20 protein-coding genes are annotated in these 26,917 nt (G+C 34.9%); 7 read left to right on the forward strand and 13 right to left on the reverse strand.

Translation table 11 applies throughout. From position 1 onward, the window contains the following. Window positions 1-30: 30 nt before the first annotated feature. The 3 genes from CW752_RS14610 to CW752_RS14620 all read right to left on the reverse strand — a co-directional run bounded on the left by CW752_RS14610 (window position 31) and on the right by CW752_RS14620 (window position 3,928). Window positions 31-825, reverse strand: a complete 795-nt coding sequence (locus CW752_RS14610; protein WP_101240439.1) for a sulfite exporter TauE/SafE family protein — start codon at window positions 823-825, stop codon at window positions 31-33. Between the two features lie 191 nt (window positions 826-1,016). Continuing rightward, window positions 1,017-1,655, reverse strand: a complete 639-nt coding sequence (locus CW752_RS14615; RefSeq protein ID WP_101240440.1) for a Crp/Fnr family transcriptional regulator — start codon at window positions 1,653-1,655, stop codon at window positions 1,017-1,019. A gap of 20 nt (window positions 1,656-1,675) precedes the next feature. Next, the gene (locus CW752_RS14620; protein ID WP_101240441.1) at window positions 1,676-3,928 is read right to left on the reverse strand and encodes a family 20 glycosylhydrolase; all 2,253 of its coding nucleotides are present in this window, start codon (window positions 3,926-3,928) and stop codon (window positions 1,676-1,678) included. Window positions 3,929-4,183: 255 nt separating this feature from the next. Between CW752_RS14620 and CW752_RS14625 the strand changes: the two genes are divergently transcribed. Continuing rightward, window positions 4,184-5,014 carry a DUF4197 domain-containing protein gene (locus tag CW752_RS14625; RefSeq protein ID WP_101240442.1) on the forward strand — a complete coding sequence of 277 codons (831 nt, stop codon included), beginning with the start codon at window positions 4,184-4,186 and terminating at the stop codon, window positions 5,012-5,014. Between the two features lie 173 nt (window positions 5,015-5,187). On the opposite strand, the gene CW752_RS14630 is transcribed toward CW752_RS14625, so the two are convergent. Continuing rightward, window positions 5,188-5,841 (reverse strand): CoA transferase subunit B, encoded by a 654-nt coding sequence (locus CW752_RS14630; protein WP_101240443.1) that lies wholly within the window; start codon window positions 5,839-5,841, stop codon window positions 5,188-5,190. A 395-nt stretch (window positions 5,842-6,236) separates the two neighbouring features. Between CW752_RS14630 and CW752_RS14635 the strand changes: the two genes are divergently transcribed. Further along, entirely contained in the window at window positions 6,237-8,039 is a 1,803-nt protein-coding gene (locus CW752_RS14635) for an ABC transporter ATP-binding protein (protein WP_101240444.1), read from the forward strand. Between the two features lie 279 nt (window positions 8,040-8,318). Here the strand turns inward: CW752_RS14635 and CW752_RS14640 are convergent, their stop codons facing one another. Beyond that, window positions 8,319-9,020 carry a CoA transferase subunit A gene (locus tag CW752_RS14640; RefSeq protein ID WP_101240445.1) on the reverse strand — a complete coding sequence of 234 codons (702 nt, stop codon included), beginning with the start codon at window positions 9,018-9,020 and terminating at the stop codon, window positions 8,319-8,321. Window positions 9,021-9,394: 374 nt separating this feature from the next. Between CW752_RS14640 and CW752_RS14645 the strand changes: the two genes are divergently transcribed. After that, window positions 9,395-10,927 (forward strand): membrane-binding protein, encoded by a 1,533-nt coding sequence (locus CW752_RS14645; RefSeq protein WP_101240446.1) that lies wholly within the window; start codon window positions 9,395-9,397, stop codon window positions 10,925-10,927. A gap of 208 nt (window positions 10,928-11,135) precedes the next feature. On the opposite strand, the gene CW752_RS14650 is transcribed toward CW752_RS14645, so the two are convergent. After that, a complete protein-coding gene (locus tag CW752_RS14650) occupies window positions 11,136-13,895 on the reverse strand; it encodes a fibronectin type III domain-containing protein (RefSeq protein ID WP_101240447.1) in 2,760 nt (919 codons plus the stop codon). Window positions 13,896-14,190: 295 nt separating this feature from the next. Between CW752_RS14650 and rplS the strand changes: the two genes are divergently transcribed. After that, window positions 14,191-14,547 carry a 50S ribosomal protein L19 gene (rplS, locus tag CW752_RS14655; RefSeq protein WP_002980648.1) on the forward strand — a complete coding sequence of 119 codons (357 nt, stop codon included), beginning with the start codon at window positions 14,191-14,193 and terminating at the stop codon, window positions 14,545-14,547. A gap of 357 nt (window positions 14,548-14,904) precedes the next feature. Here the strand turns inward: rplS and CW752_RS14660 are convergent, their stop codons facing one another. Beyond that, window positions 14,905-15,372 carry an SRPBCC family protein gene (locus CW752_RS14660; protein WP_101240448.1) on the reverse strand — a complete coding sequence of 156 codons (468 nt, stop codon included), beginning with the start codon at window positions 15,370-15,372 and terminating at the stop codon, window positions 14,905-14,907. A gap of 85 nt (window positions 15,373-15,457) precedes the next feature. Beyond that, a complete protein-coding gene (locus CW752_RS14665) occupies window positions 15,458-16,240 on the reverse strand; it encodes an AraC family transcriptional regulator (RefSeq protein ID WP_101240449.1) in 783 nt (260 codons plus the stop codon). 74 nt (window positions 16,241-16,314) lie between these two features. Between CW752_RS14665 and CW752_RS14670 the strand changes: the two genes are divergently transcribed. Then, window positions 16,315-17,463 carry an MFS transporter gene (locus CW752_RS14670; protein WP_101240450.1) on the forward strand — a complete coding sequence of 383 codons (1,149 nt, stop codon included), beginning with the start codon at window positions 16,315-16,317 and terminating at the stop codon, window positions 17,461-17,463. Here the strand turns inward: CW752_RS14670 and CW752_RS14675 are convergent. From CW752_RS14675 to rpsA, 4 genes are all read right to left on the reverse strand, one after another. Further along, entirely contained in the window at window positions 17,460-17,972 is a 513-nt protein-coding gene (locus CW752_RS14675; protein ID WP_101240451.1) for a DUF3592 domain-containing protein, read from the reverse strand. The genes CW752_RS14670 and CW752_RS14675 overlap by 4 nt on opposite strands. A gap of 83 nt (window positions 17,973-18,055) precedes the next feature. Next, a complete protein-coding gene (locus CW752_RS14680; RefSeq protein ID WP_185117642.1) occupies window positions 18,056-19,051 on the reverse strand; it encodes an alpha/beta fold hydrolase in 996 nt (331 codons plus the stop codon). Window positions 19,052-19,138: 87 nt separating this feature from the next. Next, window positions 19,139-20,125, reverse strand: a complete 987-nt coding sequence (locus CW752_RS14685; RefSeq protein ID WP_101240452.1) for an EamA family transporter — start codon at window positions 20,123-20,125, stop codon at window positions 19,139-19,141. A gap of 198 nt (window positions 20,126-20,323) precedes the next feature. Beyond that, window positions 20,324-22,114, reverse strand: coding sequence for a 30S ribosomal protein S1 (gene rpsA, locus CW752_RS14690; protein WP_101240453.1), 1,791 nt, complete (start codon window positions 22,112-22,114; stop codon window positions 20,324-20,326). 537 nt (window positions 22,115-22,651) lie between these two features. On the opposite strand from rpsA, the gene CW752_RS14695 reads away from it, so the two are divergent. Continuing rightward, window positions 22,652-23,959 carry a DEAD/DEAH box helicase gene (locus CW752_RS14695; protein WP_101240454.1) on the forward strand — a complete coding sequence of 436 codons (1,308 nt, stop codon included), beginning with the start codon at window positions 22,652-22,654 and terminating at the stop codon, window positions 23,957-23,959. A 291-nt stretch (window positions 23,960-24,250) separates the two neighbouring features. Here the strand turns inward: CW752_RS14695 and CW752_RS14700 are convergent, their stop codons facing one another. Continuing rightward, a complete protein-coding gene (locus CW752_RS14700) occupies window positions 24,251-25,144 on the reverse strand; it encodes an SMP-30/gluconolactonase/LRE family protein (RefSeq protein ID WP_101240455.1) in 894 nt (297 codons plus the stop codon). Between the two features lie 258 nt (window positions 25,145-25,402). Between CW752_RS14700 and ccoG the strand changes: the two genes are divergently transcribed. Beyond that, window positions 25,403-26,845, forward strand: a complete 1,443-nt coding sequence (gene ccoG, locus CW752_RS14705; RefSeq protein WP_101240456.1) for a cytochrome c oxidase accessory protein CcoG — start codon at window positions 25,403-25,405, stop codon at window positions 26,843-26,845. The last annotated feature ends 72 nt before the right edge of the window (window positions 26,846-26,917 follow it).

A 26,917-nucleotide genomic window follows, 5' to 3' on the forward strand; every position in this document is an offset into this window, starting at 1 on the left:
TGTACAGCTACTTTTGTTACATAAGAAGATTTAAAAAAATATTTCTTTAACTATAATATAGATTCCCATGATTAGGATAAACCATCCGAAAGCAGGCTTTAGCTTTTTACCCTCAATTTTCTTTGATAATTGTGAACCAATCAGAATTCCTATGATGGCAATGGCTGCAATAGCTACCAGTATATTCCAGTCTATTTTTGTATCGTTGACTGATGAAAAGAAACCGATCAAAGAATTTAAAGAAATAAGTAATAATGAAGTTCCTATTGCCATTTTCATAGGAACTTTTAAAAGATTAACCAATGCAGGAATGATCATAAAGCCTCCTCCCGCTCCAACCAACCCTGTCAGAATACCAACAACAATTCCTTGTACCATTGCCCATATCGTTTTATTTCCTTCCTGTTCTATCACTACAGCTTCTGAAGAAACTTTAGTTCTGATCATTTTGTATGAAGCAAGAATCATTAACGCCGCAAAAATCAAGAGTAAAAAAATATTTCGGGTCAATATAAAATCTTTTATACTGAAAAGTTCTTCAGGAATTAAAGGCAGCAAATAGGTTCGGGTCAAAAAGATTGAAATAATGGAAGGTAATCCAAATATAAAAGCCATTTTAAAATTAACCAAGCCTTTTTTGAAATACGACCATGAACCTACTACACTGCTAACACCTACGATAAAAAGTGAATATTCTGTTGCAATAAAGACGTCTAATCCAAAGAGATAAACCAGTACAGGGACAGTTAAGATACTACCGCCGCCTCCTATCAATCCAAGAGAGATTCCTATTAAAACTGATGCTGCGTAACCAATAATTTCCATTTTCTAAATCAACTAATTCTGATGCAAAAATGGAATTGTTTTAATGAAGCTACAGCTACTTTTGTTACATAAGGATATAATTAAACACTAATGACTCCAATTATTTCACAAATAACTCTGGTACTGAACACAAAGTTCCGGCAAATCTTCGATTTGCCGGAACTTTGTGTTGAATTAAATTGAGAGTATTATTATAGATTAAGCGTTTTCAGAAGAAGTATTTTATTTCTTCCGAGTTTTACTCTTCCTTCTTCTTCCAATTGTTTAAGGAGCCTTGATACCACTACCCTGGCTGTTCCCAGCTCATTAGCAAGCTGCTCATGAGTTGTCTGTATGGTATCTGATCCTGTGAGTTCAGATTTTTTATGAAGAAGATTCAGTAAACGCTCATCCACTTTTTTGAAAGCAATGGCATTGATAATATCCAATAATTCTTCAAAACGTTTATGATAAAGCCTGAAAATATAATCCAGCCATTCCGGATGTTCTTTAATGAATAAAGAGACTTTGTCTACAGGAAGGAAAAGGATTTCTGCATCTTCTTCTACTTCTGCCTTTACAATACTTTTTTCATTATGCATACCACCCAGAAAAGACATAATGCAACTTTCTCCTGACTGAATATAATATAGCAAAATTTCCCGCCCGTCTTCTTCTGTTCTGATTACTTTAATCATTCCTTTCATCACAATAGGAATGGAACGGATGGAAGCATTTTCATCCAAAATAATATCACCTACCCGGTAATTTTTTGTTATTCCGTATTGATATAACTTCTCTACAAGGTCAGGTGAAGATGAAAATTCTGAAGAAAGTGTGGTATCCTGCATAGTATTTAATCCTAATCAGTTTAATTTACGCCAATTTCATCAACAAATAACCATGCTTTTGAATCTGCTCCCGGGTTTCCGGCCGGAATAATCCCTGCATTTTCAATAGATATTTTCAGGTATTTTGCGTTTTGTGTTCCTACATTCAACCTGATTTTTCCTTTAGCATTTTGAATTTCTTCTTTTCCGATCTCTTTAATCAATTTAAAGTTTGTATTATCATCGGAAACAAAAATTTGAGCAGATTTCGCAAGGTGAATCCAGCTTCCTTTATTTTCCAAAGTATTAAAATAAACTTCCGAAAAATTGGTTTTTTGTCCAAAATCTATGGTTGCCACAACATCTTTTCCATTGAAGCCTAGCCATGTTTTTCCTAACTGTCTTGTGTTTCCTATAATTCCATCTACAAGGGTAAAAGCTCCTCCAAAAGAATAATTTTCACTGGGCTGCTGCTCAAGGGTTATTTTTTTACCTGTTGTTTTAGATACTGTAAATTCCTGGGAAGAAACAGCACTTTTCAACTGACCTCCTTCAAAGTAAGCGGATTTAATTGTTAAAGAGTTTGGAATCGCAATCGGTGTTTGATAAATTTTAGAATTAATCGTAGGTGTTGTTCCGTCTAAAGTATATCTGATACCGTTTGAATTCTGTGAAGTTGACAATTCATAGGCAATTCCTCCATTATTAGATGGAGTTACTTTTCCTGAAATGTTATAAATACTCTTAGCATAATTCACATTCATTTTATCCAAAACATTAAACTGACCAATTACCCTATTCTCAAATTCTTTATAATTTTTAGGATCCGAAGTTCCCCAACCTACCTCGGAAAGAGCCATTAATCTTGGGAATATCATATATTGAACCTGCTTAAAATCTAAAATATATTCTGTCCATAAGTTAGCCTGAACTCCCATAATATATTTTGCCTGCTCTGCATTCAATTCGGCAGGAATCGGATTATATGAATAGACTTTTTCCAATGGTGTAAAGCCTCCAAAAGCATTTGGCTCTGACTGTGGATCACCTTGATAATGATCAAAATAACAATATGCTCCCGGTGTCATTACAGCAAAATGTTTTGCTTTTGCAGCTTCAATTCCTCCGTTCACTCCTGTCCAGCTCATTACGGCAGCATTCGGAGCTAGTCCTCCTTCCAGAATCTCATCCCAGCCGATAATCTTTCTGCCTTTACTATTCACATATTTTTCAATTCTTTGAATAAAATAACTTTGTAAACCATGTTCATCTTTCAGATTATTTTTCTTGATCAATTCCTGGCAGTGTGTACATTCTTTCCATCTTATCTTCGGACATTCGTCACCACCAATATGAATGTATTGTGATGGAAACAGTTGAATAACCTCATCTAAAACATTTTCTAAAAATTTAAATGTTTCGTCTTTCGGACAGAAAACATCATCAAAAACGCCCCATTTTGTAGCGGGCTCAAAAGGTCCTTTGGTACAGGCCAATTCAGGATATGCTGACAACGCTGCTAAAGCATGTCCCGGCATTTCTATTTCCGGAACAATCGTGATATGTCTATCTTGTGCATATTTAATTACATCTTTGATCTGATCTTGGGTATAAAAATAAGGTCCATAAGGTTTCCCGTCAAAGGTATTGTCAACGTAAGCTCCTATCATGGACTCTTTACGTTTTGAACCTATCTGAGTCAGTTTTGGATATTTTTTAATTTCAATTCTCCATCCCTGATCATCCGTTAAGTGCCAATGGAATGTATTTAATTTATACATTGCCAGATAATCGATGTATTGTTTCACTTCATCTACCGTGAAAAAATGACGACAAACATCAAGATGCATCCCACGCCATGCAAACTTAGGCTGATCTTCTATTTTTACAACAGGAAGTTTTTTATCTGTCTGGTGTTCTTCAAACAATTGAATCAAGGTTTGAAGTGCCAAAAAATATCCTTGTTTGGTATAAGACTTTATCTGAATTTGTTTTGGCGAAATTTCAAGAATATAGGTTTCTTCTTTTCCTACCGGCATCTTTGGCAATTGTGAATAAACAAGCTGTGCATCAGCTTTTTTTACCTCTTTTAAGGGTAAGATTGAAGCCAAGCGTTTCTTTAAATATTCAGTTTCATTTTTAGGTAAATCATTGCTTATACTCAACACAGAAGGAATGGAAAAAGCTCCTTCACTTACCTGAATATTTTGAGGATAAGGAATTAAATTCAATTTATTTTGGGCAAACATTAGATTCAAAAGCAGTATAAAAAATATAGAAAGTGTTCGTCTCATGGGATACGGTTAAGGTTTTAGCGAAGATAATTATTTTCTAAAACTTATTGACTCATTTTAAATAATTAAAATTGATTTCCATTAAAAATCACTATTTATTTTCTAAACCGTTAACAATCATTAAAAGTATAGTCGAACAGATAAATATTTTTCTAATTTTACAAAATATTTATTCCATTTATTTCAAAGTTTTTTTTTGTGGTTTACTTTTTGATAAGTGTAATTTCAATAAAGGAACAAACAATTAAAAATACAATGAGAAAAAGCATTTTATTCGCGGCCGGATTATTATTTTCAGTATCTACTCAAGCTCAGCTTCTGGATATTATAAAGTCTACAGTTAAGAACAAAACAGGTGTTGATCTTGATAACCCTGTAAAAACAAAAGGTACGACAACGACTAATTCTACCACAATCACTCCCACGAATACATCTAACGGAAGCTCCACTACTTCGCCTGTAAATCTTGGAAGTCTTACTTCTACACAAATTTCATCAGGATTAAAGGAAGCTTTAAATATTGGGGTAACGGATGGTGTAAAGAAACTTGCTCTAACTGACGGATTTTTCAAAAATGAAGCAGTAAAAATCTTAATGCCTGAAAAATTAAGAAAAATCGATACTACATTACGTTCCATCGGAATGGGAAGTCTTGCTGATGAAGGTGTAAAACTATTGAACAGAGCTGCTGAGGACGCTGTTACAGAGGCTGCTCCTATTTTCACCAATGCGATTACTTCCATGACCATTACGGATGCTAAAAATATTTTATTGGGTACTGATAATGCAGCTACCAATTATTTACAAAGCAAAACTCAAAGCCAATTATTTACAGCTTTCCAGCCCAAAGTAAAGGCTTCTTTAGGAAAAGTAGGTGCTGATACGGTATGGAAGAACCTGATTTCAAAATACAACACATTCACAGGCCAATCTGTAACGACCGATCTTAACGAGTATGTTACCACAGAAACCATCAATGGGGTATTTAAAATGGTTGCCCAGAAAGAAAGCGGAATCAGAAATACTCCTGCTATGAGAACTACAAGTATTTTACAGACGGTTTTTGGAGCTCAGGATAAAAAATAAAAGATCAAGCAATTATCAGGTCGCTCCTACGGAGCTTTCCTACATAATATATTACATTCTCTATGAATATGCCGCTCCTACGGAGCTCAATTTCAAAAAGAGTTTAAAAAGAAAAGCAGTAAAGACAAAACCTTCACTGCTTTTTTATGTTATAATTATTTTTTCTTAATCGGCTAAAATTGCATTTCAGGAATCTCTCCTTCAATAATCAGATCAGCTTCTGTAGCTTTAATAATGTCTTCTACGGAAACGCCAGGAGCTCTTTCCACTAATTTGAAACCTTCCGGTGTAACTTCTAGTACGGCTAATTCTGTAACCACTTTTTTTACACAATTCACTCCTGTAAGAGGAAGGGTACATTTTTTAAGGATTTTACTTTCTCCTGCTTTATTCACGTGCATCATGGCAACGATAATATTCTCAGCAGAAGCTACCAGATCCATAGCTCCTCCCATCCCTTTTACCATTTTTCCGGGGATTTTCCAGTTGGCAATATCTCCATTTTCAGAAACTTCCATTGCTCCGAGAATGGTAAGGTCTACTTTCTGGCCACGAATCATTCCGAAGCTGAAAGCAGAATCGAAGAATGAACCTCCATCTAAAATAGTAATAGTTTGCTTTCCTGCATTGATGATGTCTGCATCTTCTTCTCCTTCGAAAGGGAAAGGTCCCATTCCCAAAACTCCATTTTCACTCTGGAATTCTACGGAAATACCTTCCGGCACATAGTTGGCAACCAAAGTGGGAATTCCAATTCCCAGGTTTACATAATAACGATCTTTCAGTTCTTTTGAAATTCTTTTGGCAATTTGTTCTTTTGTAAGCATAATAAAAACTTAGACTGCAATTTAATTATTTTCACTTGAATATAAAAGGGCTTTATGAGACTGGAAATTGGAAGAGGGAAGCTGAAAGTTAATTTCGGTTATTTATAATGATTGACAGCCTATGTCATCATTAATTTTTGCCTTAAGATCGATAAAAAGGATGAATCGTTATTCTTTTATGACCTTCACTACTCCCGGCTTCAAAACTGCTTTATTCCGAACTGACGTTAAAATATCAAAATGCACAACAGGTAATATCATTACTTATATACAGAATGATTCCCTCCCTCCAGTATCCGCCTTTTAATCTTCCTCAACAACAGAGCGTTGTCATTAATAATTAACATCGTTAGTAAAAATAATATGATTAATTTTGCAGCATTATTTTTGTAAAAATGAAAACACTTTTAAGATACCTCAAACCTTATCAATGGTTGATCATTATTTCTTTATTATTGGCAACCATCAATCAGGTTTTCTCTTTATTTGCTCCGGCCATTACAGGTAATATTCTGGATCAGCTGGTGACTCACCCCAATTTTTTTGATAAAGAAAAGCTTTTAGCCAGAAACCTTAACGAATATTTATACGGAACTTCTGTTTATCATGGTGCCTTTTATTTTTTAGGCTTACTCATTGGAACAGCGATGGTAAGTAGAATTGCCAAAGCTTTTCAGGATTATGTTGTGAGTGTTATTACACAAAAATTTGGAGCTAAAATCTTTACAGACGGCTTGCAGCATTCTATGGCATTGCCTTACCAGGAATTTGAAGATCAAAGAAGTGGTGAAACACTATCCATTTTAACGAAGGTAAGAGAGGATTCTGTGAAGTTCATTACCAATTTCATTAATATTTTCTTTGGAATTTTGGTAAGTATTATTTTCGTTTCGGTGTATGCCATTCGCTTACATTGGTCGATTATGCCGGTGTATATTTGTGGTATTTTCCTGATCGCTTTTATTACCAATTTATTAAGTAAAAGAATAAAGGTAATTCAAAAAAATATTGTTTCAGAAACCACATCTTTGGCCGGAAGTACTACAGAAAGCTTGAGAAATATAGAAATCGTCAAAAGTTTAGGGTTAACGAAACAGGAAGTTATCCGTCTGAATAACAACACTTACAAGATTCTTGGACTTGAACTCCGAAAAGTAAAAAGTATTCGTTCTTTAAGTTTTATTCAGGGAACGATGGTTAATTTCCTGCAACAAATGATTACTCTGACTCTTTTATTTTTAATTTTTAAAAATATTGTGACTCCCGGGCAATACCTCTCTCTAATGTTTTATGGTTTTTTCATTTTCGGACCGATGCAGGAAATCGGAAATATTATCATTTCTTATCGTGAAGCTCAGGCTTCTCTTAATAATTTTGATACTTTAATGAAAAAAGACGTTGAAGAAAAGCCTCTTCATCCCAAACAAATAGGAGCGATTGAAGAGCTTGAATTTAAAAATGTTTCTTTCAAACACCAATCGGCTCAGTATAAGGCTTTAAATGCAATTTCTTTTGATGTTAAAAATGGAGAAACCATCGCATTTGTAGGGCCAAGTGGGTCCGGGAAAAGTACATTGGTAAAATTACTGGTAGGACTTTACAGACCTCAGGAGGGGAATATTTTCTATAATTCGATCAATGGAAAAGAGTTTGATTTTGATGAATTGAGAAATCAGATTGGTTTTGTAACCCAGGACACCCAACTTTTCGCAGGAACCATCAAAGAAAATCTTCTTTTTGTGAATCCTAAAGCTACGGAAACAGAACTTGCAATTGCTCTTCAAAAATCCAGCTGTACAGCACTTCTTGAAAGAGCTGAGAAAGGTATTGAAACCGTTATTGGTGAAGGTGGATTGAAATTGAGTGGTGGAGAAAAACAAAGAATCGCCATTGCACGAGCTCTTTTAAGAAAACCTCATTTATTGATTTTTGATGAAGCCACTTCAGCGCTAGACAGTATTACTGAAGAAGAAATCACGTCTACAATAAAAGAAATTTCAAAAGAAAGAGAGCAGATCACAGTACTTATCGCCCACCGTTTAAGCACAATTATGCATGCCGATAAAATCTACGTTCTGGAACGCGGACAAGTGATAGAAACCGGTTCTCACGATCATCTGATTGCTGAAAAAGGGCTTTATTATGCGATGTGGAGACAGCAGATTGGAGAAAGGAAAACCACCGTTCCACAATCGTAGAAATAAATGAATAATGATGGCGACAAAGTCGCTGATTATACTGTATTATATTTTGCCACAAATGCACGAATTCTTTTTATTCCTGCAGTCGTGGCGTTTAAAAATCTGCGGAATCTGTGGGAAACTTTTATCTTGAGATTCTTCATTCCGCATTGCTTCATTCAGAATGACAGCACTCAAATAAACATTAAAAAGAATTCAATTTACTCAATAAAAAAGCGCTGAATGTATATCCAGCGCTTTGTTTTTCTATGATAAGTATTATTTTCCTTCAGGAATTTAATCTTTTTTTCTAACCGTTCTCTGCTCAATTCTCTTCTCGAATTTTTCTCCCTGAAAAATTCTTTGAATCATAATTCCAGGAATATGAATCTCGTTCGGATCCAAAGCTCCCGGTTCTACCAATTCTTCTACCTCAGCAATGGTAATTTTCCCTGCACCGGCCATTGGGTGGTTAAAATTTCTAGCAGAGCCTTTGAAAATCAAATTTCCGGCATGATCACCTTTCCAGGCTTTTACGATAGAAAAATCAGCATCAAAAGCATGTTCTAAAATATGAGGTTTTCCTTTGAATTCTTTTACTTCTTTCCCTTCTGCAATTTCAGTTCCGTATCCTGCAGGTGTATAGAAAGCAGGAATTCCGGCCTGAGCTGCTCTGCATTTTTCTGCCAAAGTCCCTTGTGGTGTAAGCTCTACCTCCAATTCTCCTGAAAGCATTTGTCTTTCAAATTCTGCATTTTCTCCTACGTAAGAAGAGATCATTTTTTTAATTTGTCTTTTATGAAGCAACAATCCCAATCCGAAATCATCTACCCCTGCATTATTTGAAATGCAAGTCAGATCTTTCACATTGCTCTCTACTAATGCATTAATTGAATTTTCAGGGATACCACAAAGTCCAAATCCGCCAAGCATCAGTGTCATTCCATCTTTAATTCCTTCGATGGCCTCCTTTGCATTTTTTACTCTTTTATCTATCATGAAATATTAGATTTTTCTGTTGGCTAAATTTAATAAATTTTCTTTTATATCGGAAGATCATAAATATTTAGAAAATTCTTTATTTTTCAAATGATATTTCGCCACATTTAAAACAATTATAATCAAACATTTATCGAAAAAACCGAACAAGTCTGTTCATTTCTTTATTCATTTTTCGTCAAAATGATTTATATTTGAAGCTGTAAATTCAGAAATGCTGTATATTTTACTACACCAAATGTATTTAAACACAATTTCAATATAATATTATTTTGTGGTCTCTGGACCATATCTTATATTTTGCCCTTCGGTTATCTATTTTCAATATAAAAAATTACATCAATTATACATAAATCAAAAGTTAATAAAAAAACATGAAAAAATTATTTACGTCTGCTCTACTTGCTTTAGTACTTAGTATCAACGTATATGCACAGGAAAGAACTTATTTCGATGAAAACTGGGAAAAGACCACTCAAGATAAAATGGAATATTATCGGGAGACTACTGCCAAAGGTAAATTAACCCTCATTAAAGATTTCTATAAAAACGGAACGCTTCAAATGGAAGGTCTGGCTTCCGATACCACTCCAAGCAGTGAAGTATTTGACGGAAAAGTGACATGGTATACGCCTGAAGGAAAAGTGATGAGTACCGTAACCTATTCTAAAGGAACTCAGGTGGGACCATCTCAGACTTATGATGCTACAGGAAGATTAATAGAAGATCTGGTTTACAAAGGCGACGGTACTTTTAGCGGAAAATCTTATGGTTACAAAGATCCGGATAGTGAATATTATTATAACTCGATTACAACCTATGAGAATTCTATACCTTCTCACACCATTATATACGATGAGGATATTAAAGGAATCCGAACGGAAACCATTATGGGCAAAGACAGCAGCTATGAAAATAAATATTATGGTGAAAAAGGTAAATATATTGGTAGTGCAAAGTCTGAATCCGGAGAAAATACTCAGGTAGACTATTACTATAATCCGATGAGGGTTTCCAAAATTGAAAAATATAAAAGTGACGGTAGTATAAAGGAAGGCGTTGTATATTCTAAGACCGGAAAAATTCTACAGGAACAGAAAAGAAATAAAAAAGACGGTTACAAAACCACTTATGACGAATCCGGAAAAAAAATAGCTCATCTTGTTTATCAATACGATAAAGAAAATGACGTGTATACACCTATGGATGGCGAGGATCATCAATTTAGTTATGATAATAGCTACACATCATCCATTGATGTTTACCAGAACGGTTCCGTTATACTGAATAAGGAGTTTGACGAAAACGGGAAACTTTTAAAAGAAACAAAATTAAAGGATGGTACTACCCAGGAAATTAAATATTATGCTCCGGAAGGAACATTAAAATCAACGTTAACATATAAGGACGACATGCCTTATAACGGTACATCACATGAAGGATTAGACGAAAACCAATATAAAGATGGTGTTTTGATCAATAGAAAAACATATTCGGAAGAGAAAAAACTGAAGTCTGAGAAGAAGTTAAACTCTAAACAAAATACTTACGAAGCTACCGTATACGATAATAAAGGAGCTATTCTGTATACTTTCACCCAGCCTATCCAAGGAGATGATTTTGATTACACTTTTACAGCACAGATTGTACAGTATGTAAAAGGTAAACCCACTTACAAAGCATCTGTAAAAAATAATACTCTGCAAAGCGGAAAAATCAAGCTAAGAACCTACAATGGCGTAAAGGAACTTGAAAATAATGGAAAATGGATTTTATTAAAAGTTTACAATACGGAAGGAAAAATCGTTCAGGATTCTAAATTTCTCATCAATACCGGAGATGACTTCTTCTCTGGAGAGAATGAAACGTTAATTTCGGAAGATCTTTTGTATAACGATTTTGAATAGTATACAAATCATTCTATCATAGTAAAAGCAACTTCATTTTTATGGGGTTGCTTTTTTTATAAAGATGAGTTCTCCTTATGAATGACTTTTTATCTCTCGCGGATGGTGCAGATTTTTTGTAAATCTCTGCGATCTGTGTATCTGCAGGAAGTTTGAATAGAAAAAGGCCATCATTTCTGATAGCCTTCGATATAATAGATCCTCGTTTTTATTGTATAATCAGTTTTAAAGTAAATAATTTTCTACCGTGTACTTTAACGAAGTATACTCCTTTCGGAAGATTTTCATTCACCAAAGAGAAACGTTGGTTATTGATATTTTTGGATACATAGAGAAGTTCTCCGGAAGCAGATACCAATTCAATTTTCTCGATCGGATAATCACTCTTAATAAAAGTAGGTTCACCTGGTTTTGTAGGATTTGGATATAATACTACATTTCGCTCTGTACTTTTTGCTTCATCAACTCCTAAACTTGATGAGGTCACCTGAAACTGAACTCTGTTTGAAACTTCAGTATAAGAATCATTGGTAAACATCACCATATAATAGTTACCTGGTGTGGTTGGTACGCCATTTACATTTCCTGTAATAGTTTTGGTTCCTTGTGTAATGCCATCAAAGTAAGTGTAAGAAACAAAATTATCGTCAGGAGTTTGGATATTTTGAGGATAAATTCCCAGCCAGTCTTTTATAATACCCGGAGAATCTGTCCATGATGCCGTAATATTTTCACCCAACGTATAAACGGGTTTATTGGTCCATAATTCGGTAACGATATCTCCTACTTTGAAGAATACTTTATCCCCTATTCCATTATATCCATCTTCCAGTAAATACTGAGCATAGTAATATCCTTTTGGAAGTCCCGTGAAATTAAGGGTTCCGGAGGCTGTTGTCACATAGCTCCACTTTATGGCAGCAGTACTTCCAGGAGTTTGTCCCATTTTATAAATTCCGATCCAGTCTTTTTGTAAATTCGGACCATTGGTGAAGTTTATGGTAACGGTTCCTCCCACTGGGTATGTATCGGCAGTTGCCTGTAATTGTACTTTTGGGCCAACATAGAAATTTTTTCTTGGTGTAATTTCTGTATATCCGTTATTGGCAAAGAAACCTGCAAAATATTGTCCTTTAGTGGCGATTCCATTATTGAAAGTCGCTGTACCCGCTGTCTGTCCGCTCGTATAAACATATGCCTGAGAAGTGGCAGAAGCCGGAGTTTGTCCTTTTTTATAAATCCCAATCCAGTCCTGCTGATTTCCGGGACCTCCTGTATAAGTTCCTATTATGGGTTCGTTTTGGGTATATTCAGTTTTATTTAAAGTAAATGTTGGGTTAGAAACCACGCTTCCGACGATTTCAAATTGTTTTACATCACTCCAATCACTCCACTCTAAATTTCTATCTCTATAACGAACTTTTACATAATAAGTTCCGTTCGTAATCGAATTTGTCGCTAAAGTAGCTTTAGTAATATCTACTCCTGCATTTAGGTTTTTCGTAATATCCGGATTGCCATTCCCCTCTTTTCCAAACCAGTTTTCAAAATCACGATAAAATTCTTTTTCAATAACTGAAAAGTCGGCAGCTTTACTGATCAAAAACTGTGTTGTATTTAAAAGTTCTCCGTTGGAAGACGTGAATGCACTTCCATTCAATGTCAGAGGTAGAGTAATTGGCCCCGAAAAAGTATTGGTAATTGATGGTTTTATCGGTTTTGGTTGATTTTTATAACGGTGGAATGAATCTACCAGTTCATTATATTTTTTAGTATATTTTCCTCCAATTGAATAACATTCTACATCTACTTTCCCGCTTGCGACATCCACTTCAACAATCTGATATGTCCAATCCGTCAATGTCTTCTGAACATCATCAAAGTCCTGTTCGTTAGACATACCCCAATATTGATCCCAGGCAGTTCCTCCGGAAATAATTTGATAATTAGGGGTATTTTTCAATTGTCCTCTGTGGTACAGATGATGGTGAGCACCTACATGCATCAGATATTTGTTTGAAGTCACCAAAAGCGGCACAGCATTGTTTCTTACCCATGTAGAAATATCACCTACATATTGCTCTGCCTGATAAGGTCTATGACTTAAAGAAATAATCCAGTCTACGGTAGAATCGTTATTCGCGGCATCCAGCACTTGTTGAAGCCATGTTTGTTGAGCTGCCCCTGTATGTTCGGAACTTAAGCTGATAAACAATACATTACCGGCTTGTTGAGCATAGTAATTTTCATTTCCTGAACTGATATTCTTGTATTTAATTTCATCAATATAAAAATGAGCATAGTACGACTCCATACCTTGAATTCCTCCTGCCACCGGTGCATATGTTTCATGATTTCCTACTGTTGTTTGGATAGGAAGGTAGGGAGACAATTTTATATTCTTTTTAAAATGAACATTTTCATAATGATCTAACGTCCCAACATCTACCTGGTCACCTACCATAAAAGTAAGGGCAACATTATCGGACGGATCGGTATCAGCTCCAAATTTTTGTTTTAGTTTTTTGAAAGCATTTAAAGTAAGCGTATCATATCTTGGCTCTGCCTTGATCTGGTTGTCTCCCATGATCAGGAAGCGGATTTTTCCGTCTGCTGTAACTGCTTGCCCTGGTAGAGGAAGCGTTCTGAAATTGTAAATAGCAGACTCGTTAGCTCCTGTTTTTATCTTATAATAATACTTTGTATTCGGTTGCAAGTTGGTAATTTTTGCCGTGTGATAGTAATAATTATTATTGTATCCTGTATCCGAAAAGATGTTGGTTGTTCCTGTTACGGTTACATTAAGGTTCGTTGGAGAATTTCCATAGATCACTGTTGTTTCATTGTTGGAAGAGGTCTTCCAATTGACGATCATAGAATTCGGAGTCGGGTTTTGTAAATACGGAAACAAAACTTGTCCGAATGCCATTTGGACCGCGAAACAAAAAAAGAAGAAATAATGTTTCATAATTATGTTAATTTAAAATAGGTGTAGAAATGTAGAGTTTGTAAATCAATGATTTAAATAATCTTTATTTTGATTTTCATTTCGGGCAAAAGTAGGTTACGTATATAAACTCTGTCTGATGATAACTTAAAGAAAATGTTAATTTTTTAACAAAATCGAAATTTAAAAATTATAGTTTTTAACACATATATTATTTGGTATATTCAAAAAGTATTTTGTACATTTGCATCCTGTTATTCAACCTCTGACGAAAAACGTGTAAGTTGCTTAGCTTTAACATTTTATTTTATTAATAATGGATTTATTAAAGTACGTACAAGACAAGTACATTGCAAAAAAAGAATTCCCTGAATTCAAAGCAGGTGATACAATTACTGTGTATTACGAAATTAAAGAAGGACAAAAGACTAGAACTCAGTTCTTCAAAGGGACAGTTATCCAATTGAGAGGTACTGGATCTACAAAAACTTTTACCATCAGAAAAATGTCTGGTGATGTAGGTGTAGAAAGAGTATTCCCTATCAACATGCCTGCACTTCAAAAAATCGAGGTTGACAGAAGAGGTAGAGTTAGAAGAGCTAGAATCTACTACTTCAGAGATCTTAGAGGTAAAAAAGCGAGAATTAAAGACGCTGCTTACAAGAAGAAATAATTCAGACAACAATAAATGCAAAAAGAGGCTGTTTACTTATGTAGACAGCCTCTTTTTATAAAGTTCCGATAAGTAATTAAGGATCAAGTGCAAAAGCCGGAAATTAGTACAAAATCTATACACTTTATTGAACAAACAGATCATTTTTTAATCGCAAAGAAAGATGATTCAAATGCTTTATTTTAGGGAGCTAAGAAGTGTGACTTTGTCGCTGAAGAAGCTTAGTGGATATGCATTCGCTTAGAAAGAATCAATGAAATTGATTCCATTCTTTGCTCCCTTGAAAATACAAAATAATATGCTAAATCTTTGCGTTAAATTAAATTCCATAAATACAAATCCGTGATTAATGATAGATTATTCTGTATACGGCTTTCCTTTTCCAGTTTCCAGAAACAGCTTTAAACTACCGAGAAACTGCACCCAGCCATTGGCGCATATATCATAACATTCAACAGCTGAATTCAAACCTATATGGGTAACTTCCATCAATGTTGCCTCTCCCTTCTGTTCTATCTCCCAAACTATAGTGGTTCCAATCCATTCTGTTTGATTCTTTAATTCCGGAAGGGCTATCCGAGAATCCTCAACATACCAGATAATTTTTGAGTGAGCAATAAGCTCTTTTACACGCATTGTTTTATGAATGCTTTCCCCAAATCTTATCGTAAATACATTACCCACTTGCGCGGATGACCCTTCAAACATTTCAGTCCACCAAAGAGGGATTTTATGCGTCAAAGCATCGTATGCTTTATCTGTTGGTGTTTTTACTTCTATTGTATGAGTATAATTCTCTACATTATTTTTATCCATGGTTTCCATAAAGCTTTGTATTTGATTATACAATTTTATGTAATTTATTTTTCAATGAACTTTTCATAGGACAAGAAATATTTTGTTGGAGGTTTTATTCATTTTTCAGAAGGTACTGTAGTGGCGTAGATCCCGTATGTTTTTTAAAAAATTCTATAAAAGCACTATCAGAAGAGAAATCTAAAATATAAGCAACCTCACCTATTGAATTTCCTTCCACCAACAACTCAATGGATCTTTGAAGACGCCATTGCTGCCTCCAATCCTGATAAGATAATCCTGTTTCTTTTTTAAAAATGCGCGTGATTGTTTTTTCCACAACTCCGATTTTCCCTGCCAGATCTTTTAACATGGGTGGTACAGATACCCGTTGAGTCCATTCTTCCACCATCTTTTTAAATCGAATATCATAGGGCATTTTCAGCTCCAGTCTTTCTTGAGGAGCTACAATCATTTCATTCCAGAAAACGTTTATAATATTTTCTTGTTCACGATTTAGAGGAACCCATTCCCAAAAACAAATTCTTTCAATAATTGCTTTTAATAAAGGATTTACATGTAAGACTTTAAGACTTGAACCCATATATTTCTCAGCATCAATTGCATCAAAATAAATAGACCTGTATGCCACAATATTCCTAAAGTTAACCCGGTGAATTTCATTAGCCGGAATCCAAAGCATTCTGAAAGGAGGCAAAACAAACTGCTTATCAGAAGTCGTTACCGTCATACATCCTGATGGAGCATACAACAACTGAGCTTTTATTTTATGAGCATGAAACCCGGAATCATGCATCACCATATCAGAAGCAATCCCTACTACTCTTTCCGGAATAGCATCTGCATCAAACTCTTCATTTTGTTTCAGTACAGCCATGTCTTATTTTTGATATTTTTTGTTTTTATACCATTATAAATATACTTCGAATTTTTCAAAACTTTGCAGAAAAAATGAAAAAGACAAATCCACTTTGGCTGTTAACTCTGCTTGTAATGCTTCCTCAGTTTGTAGAAACCATTTATAGTCCGGTTCTTCCTTTGGTACAGGAGCAGTTTGGAGTGAAAGAAGAATCCACAACTTTAACCATAAGCTTATATTTCATTGCATTCGCACTAGGGGTAGCTTTTTGGGGAATACAATGTGACAGAATCGGAAGGAAAAAATCATTAGAATACGGATTGATCACGTATGGAATCGGAGCGCTGGCAGCTGTACTTGCTCCTGACTTTTCAATTCTTCTTATGGCAAGAGTCATTTCTGCATTTGGGATTTCGGTAGGTTCGATTGTTACCCAAACTATTTTACGTGATACGTATAATAAAGAAAGTATTAGCAAAGTATTTTCCTGGATTGGAATCGGTTTATCCATCAGCCCGATTATCGGGATGATTACAGGCTCTTTACTCGGTTCTTCTACAGGATATCAGGGAGTATTTGTACTGTTGTTTTTGTTAGCTGTTTTATTTTATCTTCTTTCCGGAAAGAAAGTTACCGAAACCCTTTACACTCGAAAAGAAATCAATGTCAATATTGTATTTAATCTTTTACAACGAATGCTTAAGGACTATAAGATCATAAGATGTTGCTTATTGATTATGTGTTTTAATGTTTTGTTATTTTCTTATTATTCGTTGGCTCCTTTTCTATTTAAAGAGCAGCAATATTCATCCTATGCATTTGGGTATAGCAGCATCATACTGGCTTCAGGCACATTTGCAGGAGCACAACTTAACAGATACCTTCTAATGAAGAATTTCCAACCCTCTTTTTTAGTAAAAATAAGCACACTTGGCGCTTTCACAGCTTCAATATTTGTCTGGTTATTAACGGGAAAAGGAGTCTATTTTATAATTCCTTATTTTTTCATCGTGATGGCTTTCAGTATGGCTATTCCTAATATTTTAAGCACCGCACTGATAAACTATAAAAACGAAACCGGAAGTGCAGGAGCATTGCTGGGACTTATTTATTATGTACTGATAGGAAGCGGATTGGTAAGTATAGGATTTATTCAAAATTTGGGAATATCATGCCTCATTTTTTCAGGGATTGGAGTAATTACTTTACTGGTATTCAAATCAAAAGAAAAAACCGTTTAAGCTATAAACGGTTTTTTCTTTTTTACTGTTTTAATGTAATATATTATAATAAACAATCCAACTACTAATGGGATCATGTAAAGGCACAGGAATATAAATGGCCAGCACCAAAGATGCCAAAATCCACCACGAATGGCTTTGGAAGGATCTTTTTTATCAAAATACACGGTTACATCATTAGACCATTCTCTGCTGTTACTGCTATAATCAGTATAAAGGGTATACGAATGATTGGAAGTATCATAATATGTGATAACCGGAGAATACATTTTGGTGTATTCAATCTCATTACCATCCTTCGACCAGCTTTCTTTATACCCCGTAATCCTTGCTTCCGTTTTGACTCCATCAGATACTAAATTGATATGCCTGTAAATTGTACTACAATAATAATATACTCCTCCAATCCCCATTACCAGAAATGAAAGTATAAATATAATGGAGAGAAAAACTACCAAGAAATTATTACTTTTCACCTGTTTATTTTGGACTTTCATATTACTTTTCATTCAATTTTCTTTTCAATGTAAAAACCAACATTTTTGTAAATACAGACGTTATTTTTCATTCTGAAATTGTCGGACTTGTTCAGTTATTTAATAAAATCATACAATGCATCAAAAAATTGAGAATAGACTTCTATATGGGGCAGATGTCCCACATTTTCAAGCTCCACCAACTTTGAACCTGTGATTTCACGTTGTATCTTCTTTCCTAGCTCCTGATATTGCCCCATTTTGGATTGTAACTCTTTTGGAGCTCTATCTTTACCTATGGCAGTCCTGTCTCTTGTTCCAATAATGAGTAAAGTGGGCGTTTTTATATTTTTAAATTCATAGCAAACAGGTTGATTATAGATCATGTCTGTTGTAAGTGCTGCATCCCAGGCTACCAATGGGTAGTCTTTATGCAACGTCCAGCCGGCAATCAGATCCAGCCAAGGCTGATATTCCTCCTTCCATTTATTATCATAGTAAAACTTTAACTGATAATTTTTATAGGTCTCAGCTGTATTTTTTAACTCTGACAGATATGCCTGATCTATGTTTTGATAGGTTGCAAAAGTTTTATAATCCTCAAGCCCGATTGGATTTTCCAAAACCAACTTCTGAACCCTTTCCGGATATAGTAATGTAAACCTGGTTGCTACCATTCCTCCCATCGAATGGCCCAGAACAATCGTTTTTTCAATTTTCAATTCATCCAGAATTGCTTTTGTGTTTTCCGCCAATTGAGAGAAAGAGAACTGATACGATTGTGGCTTGGATGATTTTCCAAATCCTATTTGATCCGGAATAATTACCCTAAATCCTTTCGATGCTAAGTCTCCGGCAGTTCTTTCCCAATAAGCTCCATTAAAGTTCTTACCATGGAGAAGCATAATCGTTTTTCCATTTGCCTTTTGAGGTTGTACATCCATATAGGCCATCTTCAGGTCGTTATTCTGGGATTTTAATGTGATAAAATGAACTTCATAAGGATATGGATAATCCGACAATACTGCATCTAAAGGTCTTACCTGTGAAGACATAAGACCAGATGCCGTAACCAACATAATAACCATCGCTGCATTTCTGAAATATTTCATGAAAATTGATTTTAGATGGTTAAAATTAAAAAAACCGTTCCTTATGGAGCGGTTTTTTAATTGTTATTTTGTATTTAAATATTATTTTTAAGATAATTCCGGCATTGGAATTTCTTTCTCTTTCTTAGACGGCAGGTTCATTAAAACAATAGCAAAAAGAATCAATACAATTCCTACCCATTGTATTAAAAAAACTTTTTCCCCTAATAAAACAAAAGCCATGGTTACTGAAACCGGTAATTCTAATGAGGAAACGATACTTCCTAACCCCAATCCTGCATTTGGAAAACCGATGTTGAATAAAATTGGAGGAATAATTGTTCCAAACAAAGCCAGAACGATCCCATAAGTCCAAAAAATTGAATAGTTAAAAGGATGAATATGCTCCGTATTTTCCGTGAAGTTCAAATACAGCGATTTTAATCCATCAAAATACATAGGCCCTATCTGAGCAAAGAATAAGAATGCAAAAACAATAATAGCCCCACCAGCAAGCATTGTAAGACTCTTTCTGAAAACAGGTAAATGAGTTGCAATTGTATTTGAAGTAAACATCGTCAAGGTATAAGAAGCTGCCGCCATTAATCCCCAGAATACTCCGTGCCAATCCAGCTCTATTTCCATATTAATAAGGTTAGTAGCCAATACGGTTCCCAACAATACGATAATCACAGAAATTACTTTTCTCGCATTCGGTAATTTTCTTGTCAGAATACTTTCCACAACGACACTAAACCATACAGACTGCATCAGCAATACAATCGCTATGGAAACATTGATGTATTGAACAGCAATATAATAAAACAAACTCGTCCCTCCCAGGGAAGTTCCTGCAAGCATCAACATTCTGACTTCTTTAGAAGTAGGTAATGGAAGTTTTTGCTTTGAGGTTATTGTTTGAATAAAATTAAGGATCAAAAGTCCCACTAAACCTAGTACGAATTGAGAAGTCGTCACTTCAGAAGTTGTAAAACCGTCATGATATGACATTTTTACAAACGTGGCTAACATACCGTATATACTAGCTCCAATTCCTACAAATAAAACACCTTTTAGTATATTTTTCTTCTTCATAATTTTTTTACAGCCTGCAAAGTTACAACTTATAAATTAAAATTAACAGGAGAGTTCGATGTGATAGATAAATAAAATCACTATAAGCTTTATCACGAAAGAACCATGTCAAGGTTTTAAACCTTGACATGGTTCTCTTTTTAAAAAACAAAAAAGCCGCTCAAACGAGCGGCTCCTTATTTATAAATGGTTCAAAGATTATTTACCTTCTTCCATTTTTCTTTTCAACTCTGCTAATGCATCGATATCTCCAAGAGTAGATCTTTCTTCGTTGTTAGAAGAAGAAGATACGTTTCTAGAAGAAGCTTCTTTTACGTTTTTCTTCTCTTCGTCTCTGAAGATCCCTGTGTGAGAAACTACAACTCTCTTGAATTCTTTGTTGAATTCAATTACTTTGAATTGAGCATCTTCACCTTTTTTGATTTTAGATCCATCTTCTTTCTCTAATAATCTTGAAGGGCAGAAAGCTTCAACCTCAGCATCTTCGAATTGTACAGAAGCTCCTTTATCGTGAACTTCTACAGCTTTACCAGCGTGGATAGTTCCTTCAGCATATTTAGTTTCGAATTTATCCCATGGGTTCTCAGTCAATTGCTTGTGACCTAGAGATAATCTTCTAGCTTGGATATCTAGCTCAAGAACTACAACATCTAATTTATCACCTACTGCACAGAACTCAGATGGGTGCTTGATTTTCTTAGTCCAAGAAAGATCAGAGATGTAGATTAGACCGTCGATACCTTCTTCTAACTCTACGAATACACCAAAGTTAGTGAAGTTTCTTACAGTTCCTACATGCTGAGATCCTACCGGATACTTAGCTTCGATGTTTTCCCATGGATCTTTAGATAATTGCTTGATACCAAGAGAAATTTTTCTTTCTTCTCTGTCTAAAGTTAATACTTCAGCTTCAACTTCATCACCTACTTTTACGAAATCTCCAGCAGATCTTAAGTGAGTAGACCAAGACATTTCAGAAACGTGGATTAATCCTTCAACACCTGGAGCGATTTCTACGAATGCACCATAGTCAGCAAGAACTACTACTTTTCCTTTTACTTTGTCACCAACTTTTAAGTCAGCAGAAAGAGCATCCCAAGGATGAGCTTCTAATTGCTTCATACCTAATTGGATTCTTGTTTTCTCATCATCGAAATCAAGGATTACAACTTTTACAGTTTGTCCGTCCTCAAGGATTTCAGATGGGTGGTTCACTCTAGACCAAGAAAGGTCTGTAATGTGGATCAATCCATCTACACCACCTAAGTCAATGAATACACCGTAAGAAGTGATGTTCTTAACAGTTCCTTCAAGAACCTGACCTTTTTCAAGTTGAGCGATGATTTCTTTTTTCTGACCTTCGATATCTGCTTCGATCAATGCTTTGTGAGAAACTACTACGTTTTTGAACTCAGGGTTGATTTTCACAACTTTGAACTCCATAGTTTTTCCTACGAACTGATCGTAATCTTTAATTGGCTTAACGTCAATTTGAGAACCTGGTAAGAATGCTTCGATTCCGTGAACGTCAACGATCATACCACCTTTAGTTCTAGACTTAACAAAACCGTTAACGATTTCTCCAGTTTCGTGAAGTTCGTTTACTTTATCCCAAGCTTTAAGCGTTCTAGCTTTTCTGTGAGATAATTGTAACTGACCAGTTTTGTCTTCTCTTTTGTCAACCATTACTTCTACCTCATCACCTACTTTTAGGCCTTGGTTGTAACGGAATTCGTTAAGAGAAATAACACCTTCAGATTTGAAATTGATGTCTACGATAGCTTCTTTATCAGTTAATCTTACAACTTTACCAACTAAAACGTCGTTATCGTCCAGGTTGTTTAATGATCCGTTGTAGATCTCTTCTAAATCGCTTTTTTCTTTTCTAGCATCAGCATCAAGACCAGATTCGAAAGAATCCCAGTCAAATTGTTCAGGTGCTACGTTTTGGTTTAATAATAATTCTGCTGAATTTGTCTCTTTTGACATAATTCTAAATAAATTTGTATTCCTTCTCTTTCAACGGTCTTAACAAATGTGATTGAAAAATACGGAAGTTATTAATATATACTATTTTACTTTCTTAGACCTTTAGCACAAAAAGTGGGTGCAAAGATATGATTTTTATTTGAGATAAGCAATAGTTTTGTATTTACTCTCCAACCTCTTAAAAAACTGATTACCAATAAGATTCACTAACGACTATAGGAAAACATTTTACGTCATACTGAAAGGCTTCGTGAACTGCGTTCGTAGACTTTTAGTCTATACTCATGACAATGTATAATTAAACACATAGTATTAGAGTTGTCATGCTGAGCGGAGTCGAAGCATCTCTATTTTATAATAAAGAAAACAATTTATAAAAAGTTGAGATTCTTCACTACGCTTCGCTCCTTTCAGAATGACAACCCTCAAATTCAAAGAAGAGCAATAATTTTATTCACACTCAAACGCTCTAATTCTCCCACTCTAAAACTCTAAAACTCTCAAACCCTCAAACACAAAATTCACTACCTTTGCGCCATGGAACTACAATCAATTTATCAAAAGCTGCAGATTCAGGATATGAATCAGATGCAGAAATCTACTTATAAAGCTTCTGAAAACAATACGGACATTGTACTGCTCTCTCCTACCGGATCAGGGAAAACGCTTGCTTTTTTATTTCCGGTTCTCAGAAATCTGAAAAAGGATGTTCAGGGAGTTCAGGCATTAATATTGGTTCCTGCCAGAGAACTGGCATTACAGATTGAACAGGTTTTCAAATCAATGGGAACTGATTTTAAGGTTTCTGTTTGCTATGGTGGACATGATAAAAAGATTGAGGTCAATAATTTAATTGAAGCTCCTGCTGTTTTAATCGGAACACCGGGAAGAGTGGTTTACCATTTAAGAAACAACAATTTTGATCCGAAAACTATTAAAACATTGGTTCTGGATGAATTTGACAAAGCTTTGGAATTAGGTTTCCATGATGATATGGAGTTCATCTGTAATTCTTTAAAAGGACTTTCTCAAAGAATTTTAACGTCTGCAACTGCAATGGACGAAATTCCTGCATTTACAGGTTTAAAGGATGAAAAAGTAATCAGCTTCCTTAAAGAAAACGATGTTAAACCGGACCTTCAACTGAGAAAAGTAATGACAATTCCGGAAGAAAAACTGGATACTCTTTTTAATCTGGTTTGTAAAATCGGAAATAGAAGGACTTTGATCTTCTGCAACCACCGTGATGCAGTAGACCGTATTTCCGAGCTTCTTCATCAAATGGGAATCGATAGAGAGACCTTCCATGGAGGCATGGAACAGGATGAAAGAGAACGTGCTTTACTGAAATTCAGAAATGATTCAGCAAGAATCCTTATCACAACGGATTTAGCTGCCCGTGGACTTGACATTCCTGAAGTGGAATCTATTGTTCATTATCAACTTCCTCCGAAAGAAGATGCTTTCATCCACAGGAACGGCCGTACAGCAAGGATGAATGCAAAAGGTTTTGTCTACCTGATTATGAATGAGGATGATAATTTTCCTTTCATCAAGAATGATACTCCTGAAGAAAGTGTTGCCGGATTTACTAAAGTTCCGCAAAAAACTCCTTTCCAAACGATTTACATCAGTGCCGGAAAAAAAGATAAGGTCAATAAGGTGGATATTGTAGGATATTTGCTTAAAAAAGGAGAGTTACAAAAAGAAGATGTAGGTGTTATTGAAGTAAAGGACACTACTTCTTATGTTGCCGTTGCCAGAAACAAGGTGAATACTGTTTTAAGAAAGCTTCAGAATGAAAAACTGAAGGGAAAAAAAGTGAAAATGGAAGTAGCTTATTAAACTTAGCTGAAACCGCCTATCTGACTTATGAACCACAAAAGTCACAAAAGATTTAAACACTTAAGTTATTTAAGTTAACTGTTTTGCGAATATAAAGTACACATAAGTTCATTGCAAACCTCTGGTTTTCGAAAACACAACAATTGAAGATAATGACATCCCCCTACCTTTGAGAAATGGTGGAAATTCAAAGAATTTTTAACGGGAAGTTTACAAGTTTACAATATTACAAAAGCGCTTTAAAGTTTTGTTTTGAAAATCTAAAGCGCTTTTAATATAATCTATTATCGTTTATTTTATCCCTCTTACTTTCATCGGAAAAGTGTAGACCGATTTTGAAGCGGTGATGAATAGAATATCATTATTTTCTCCTCCGAAAGTCACATTGGATGTCCATTTTTCAGGAATGGAAATATGGTAAATCTTTTTTCCGTCACGATTAAAAACATGTACACCGTCTCCGGTTAAATAAAGGTTACCATGCTTATCCAAGATCATTCCATCCGAGCCCATTTCACAGAATAGTTTTTTGTCGGATAATCTTCCTTCTCCCAAGATATCATAAACATATGTCTTTCCTGCATCAATATCCGAGATGTACAGTTTTTTTAGTTTTTCACTGCCTGTGATTCCGTTGGGTTGCGTAAAGGTTTCCAGCTTAGTGATCTTTCCTTCTTTACTTCTGTAATAGAGACTTTTATGTGGTAATTCTTGTTTAAAATTAATCCAATACTCTCTCTCGTATAAAGGATCTGTGAAATACATTCCTCCTAAAGCATCATTCCAGACATCATTGGGGCCGTTGAACCTTTTTCCTTCAAAATCTTTGAATAATACCTCTACTTTTTTATTTTTTGAAATCTTCCACATTTCCCCCTGATCATCCGAACAGGTAATCAGGAAATCATCTTTATCAAAATGAGTTCCGTTTGCTCTTCCTGTTTTATCTAAAAACTCGATGATCTGATTCGTTTTCCAATCCCAATAATAAATTTTATCATTGGGCTGATCGGTAAAATACACATTACCTTCCTTATCTGTTGATGGACCTTCCGTAAAACTGAACTTATCTGAAACCATTTTCGGTTGTACACCTTCATAAAACATTTTACTACTATTTACTGATTGGCAATTTACTAATGCGAAAACCAAACCAATCATACCTATTTTACAAATGTTCTTCATACTTCATTTTTAAACCTGCAATGTACGATATGCTTTACAGGATTCAAAAACATTTTCTCATTTTGATTCAATACAATGCTAAAAATAAAATGTCCCAATTGTACTATTTTATAAGTAGATCATATTAGGAGTCATTTAATATAATCCAGAGCTTTGTACCAAAGGAAATGATAAGGTTTTTATTGTAAAAAAACAATATAAAATTCAAAAACAGCCCTGTATAAAAATACTACCTTAATACTTTTATAGCATAGAATAATGAGTGCAGAGTCCAACAATATCAAATCTTTGGAGATTGAAAATGAAGATTTTAGAAACTCTGTGGGAACCATGGATGAAACCGGAAAAAGGAAATGGATATTCCCCAGAAAACCCAAAGGTAAATATACCAATTATAGGAACTATACCAGTTATGCTTTACTTGCTCTTTTCTTTGGATTGCCTTTTGTAAAGATCAACAACAACCCTTTCTTCCTATTTAATGTTATTGACAGAAAATTCTTTATCATTGGGCAGCCGTTTTACCTTCAGGATTTTTTCATTCTTGCTCTGGGAGCGGTTACTTCTGTTATTTTTGTCATGTTGTTCACTGTAGTTTTCGGAAGAATTTTCTGTGGCTGGCTATGTCCACAAACCCTATTTATGGAAATGGTTTTCCGTAAAATTGAATACTGGATTGAGGGTGATAGAAATAAACAAATGAAACTCGACCGACAGGAATGGGATGCTGAAAAAATTAGAAAAAGGCTTACCAAATGGTCTGTATTTATCCTTATTTCTATGGTGATCTCAACTTTCATGTTTATGTATATCGTAGGCTATGAACAGGTGTTTCAGATTATGATTGAAGGACCTGCAGAACATCCTTTAAAGTTTATAACGATGATTTTTTTCACGATGACTTTTTATTTTGTTTTTGCATGGCTTCGCGAACAGGTATGTACTCTGGTTTGCCCTTACGGAAGACTCCAGGGAGTATTAATCGATAAACAAACCATTAATGTTTATTATGATTTTAAAAGAGGGGAAGGACGTTCGAAATGGAGAAACAATGAAGACAGAAAAGCAGCCGGTAAAGGAGACTGTATCGATTGTAATCAATGCGTTGTAGTCTGTCCTACGGGAATTGATATCAGAAACGGGCAACAATTGGAATGTGTTAACTGTACAGCCTGTATTGATGCCTGTGATGAGATTATGGATAAAGTAGGTTTGCCTAAAGGACTGATCCGTTATGCCACTGAATCTGAAATTGAAAATCAGGAGAAATTCAAATTTACTTCGAGAATGAAAGCTACTACTGTCATTCTGGCTCTGTTAGTTGGTTTCCTTGGCTTTTTAATGTATGACCGTGGTTCTATGGAAGCGAAGTTTATTAAACCTGCAGGTTCTACGTTCTTTATTAAAGAAGGTAAAATCACCAATACCTTCATTTATACTCTTCTGAATAAATCGAATGAGAAAAAAATTCTGACGATTAAAGTCGTGAGTCCTGAAGATGCTGAAATCACTTATTTCGGATCTGAAAAAATCATTCTGAAAGGAGACCAGATCTTAAAAGGAAATATCAATATCTCTTTCCCTGAAGATAAGATCAAATTTTCAAAACAAAATATGGTCATTGGAGTCTTTGATGAAGAAGGAAAAATGGTGGATTCATTTGAAACTACATTTGAAGGACCATTTAAACTGGCGTTGTAGGTTATAGGGATTAGGGATAATGTCAATAGTGAATTTTGCTTCGCAAGTGAATCGTGAATTTCACAGGAGATT

It is taken from the genome of Chryseobacterium sp. PMSZPI, from assembly GCF_002835665.1.
Taxonomy (GTDB): domain Bacteria; phylum Bacteroidota; class Bacteroidia; order Flavobacteriales; family Weeksellaceae; genus Chryseobacterium.

Bases quoted from the DNA above. Each gene is read 5' to 3' on its own strand.
- CW752_RS14615 (WP_101240440.1), bottom strand. From the start codon at position 1,655: ATGCAGGATACCACACTTTCTTCAGAATTTTCATCTTCACCTGACCTT.
- CW752_RS14685 (WP_101240452.1), bottom strand. From the start codon at position 20,125: ATGAAGAAGAAAAATATACTAAAAGGTGTTTTATTTGTAGGAATTGGA.
- CW752_RS14630 (WP_101240443.1), bottom strand. From the start codon at position 5,841: ATGCTTACAAAAGAACAAATTGCCAAAAGAATTTCAAAAGAACTGAAA.
- rplS (WP_002980648.1), top strand. From the start codon at position 14,191: ATGGATTTATTAAAGTACGTACAAGACAAGTACATTGCAAAAAAAGAA.
- CW752_RS14675 (WP_101240451.1), bottom strand. From the start codon at position 17,972: ATGAAAAGTAATATGAAAGTCCAAAATAAACAGGTGAAAAGTAATAAT.
- CW752_RS14650 (WP_101240447.1), bottom strand. From the start codon at position 13,895: ATGAAACATTATTTCTTCTTTTTTTGTTTCGCGGTCCAAATGGCATTC.
- CW752_RS14625 (WP_101240442.1), top strand. From the start codon at position 4,184: ATGAGAAAAAGCATTTTATTCGCGGCCGGATTATTATTTTCAGTATCT.
- CW752_RS14645 (WP_101240446.1), top strand. From the start codon at position 9,395: ATGAAAAAATTATTTACGTCTGCTCTACTTGCTTTAGTACTTAGTATC.
- CW752_RS14660 (WP_101240448.1), bottom strand. From the start codon at position 15,372: ATGGAAACCATGGATAAAAATAATGTAGAGAATTATACTCATACAATA.
- CW752_RS14700 (WP_101240455.1), bottom strand. From the start codon at position 25,144: ATGAAGAACATTTGTAAAATAGGTATGATTGGTTTGGTTTTCGCATTA.
- CW752_RS14610 (WP_101240439.1), bottom strand. From the start codon at position 825: ATGGAAATTATTGGTTACGCAGCATCAGTTTTAATAGGAATCTCTCTT.
- CW752_RS14665 (WP_101240449.1), bottom strand. From the start codon at position 16,240: ATGGCTGTACTGAAACAAAATGAAGAGTTTGATGCAGATGCTATTCCG.
- CW752_RS14670 (WP_101240450.1), top strand. From the start codon at position 16,315: ATGAAAAAGACAAATCCACTTTGGCTGTTAACTCTGCTTGTAATGCTT.
- CW752_RS14695 (WP_101240454.1), top strand. From the start codon at position 22,652: ATGGAACTACAATCAATTTATCAAAAGCTGCAGATTCAGGATATGAAT.
- rpsA (WP_101240453.1), bottom strand. From the start codon at position 22,114: ATGTCAAAAGAGACAAATTCAGCAGAATTATTATTAAACCAAAACGTA.
- ccoG (WP_101240456.1), top strand. From the start codon at position 25,403: ATGAGTGCAGAGTCCAACAATATCAAATCTTTGGAGATTGAAAATGAA.
- CW752_RS14680 (WP_185117642.1), bottom strand. From the start codon at position 19,051: ATGAAATATTTCAGAAATGCAGCGATGGTTATTATGTTGGTTACGGCA.
- CW752_RS14635 (WP_101240444.1), top strand. From the start codon at position 6,237: ATGAAAACACTTTTAAGATACCTCAAACCTTATCAATGGTTGATCATT.
- CW752_RS14640 (WP_101240445.1), bottom strand. From the start codon at position 9,020: ATGATAGATAAAAGAGTAAAAAATGCAAAGGAGGCCATCGAAGGAATT.
- CW752_RS14620 (WP_101240441.1), bottom strand. From the start codon at position 3,928: ATGAGACGAACACTTTCTATATTTTTTATACTGCTTTTGAATCTAATG.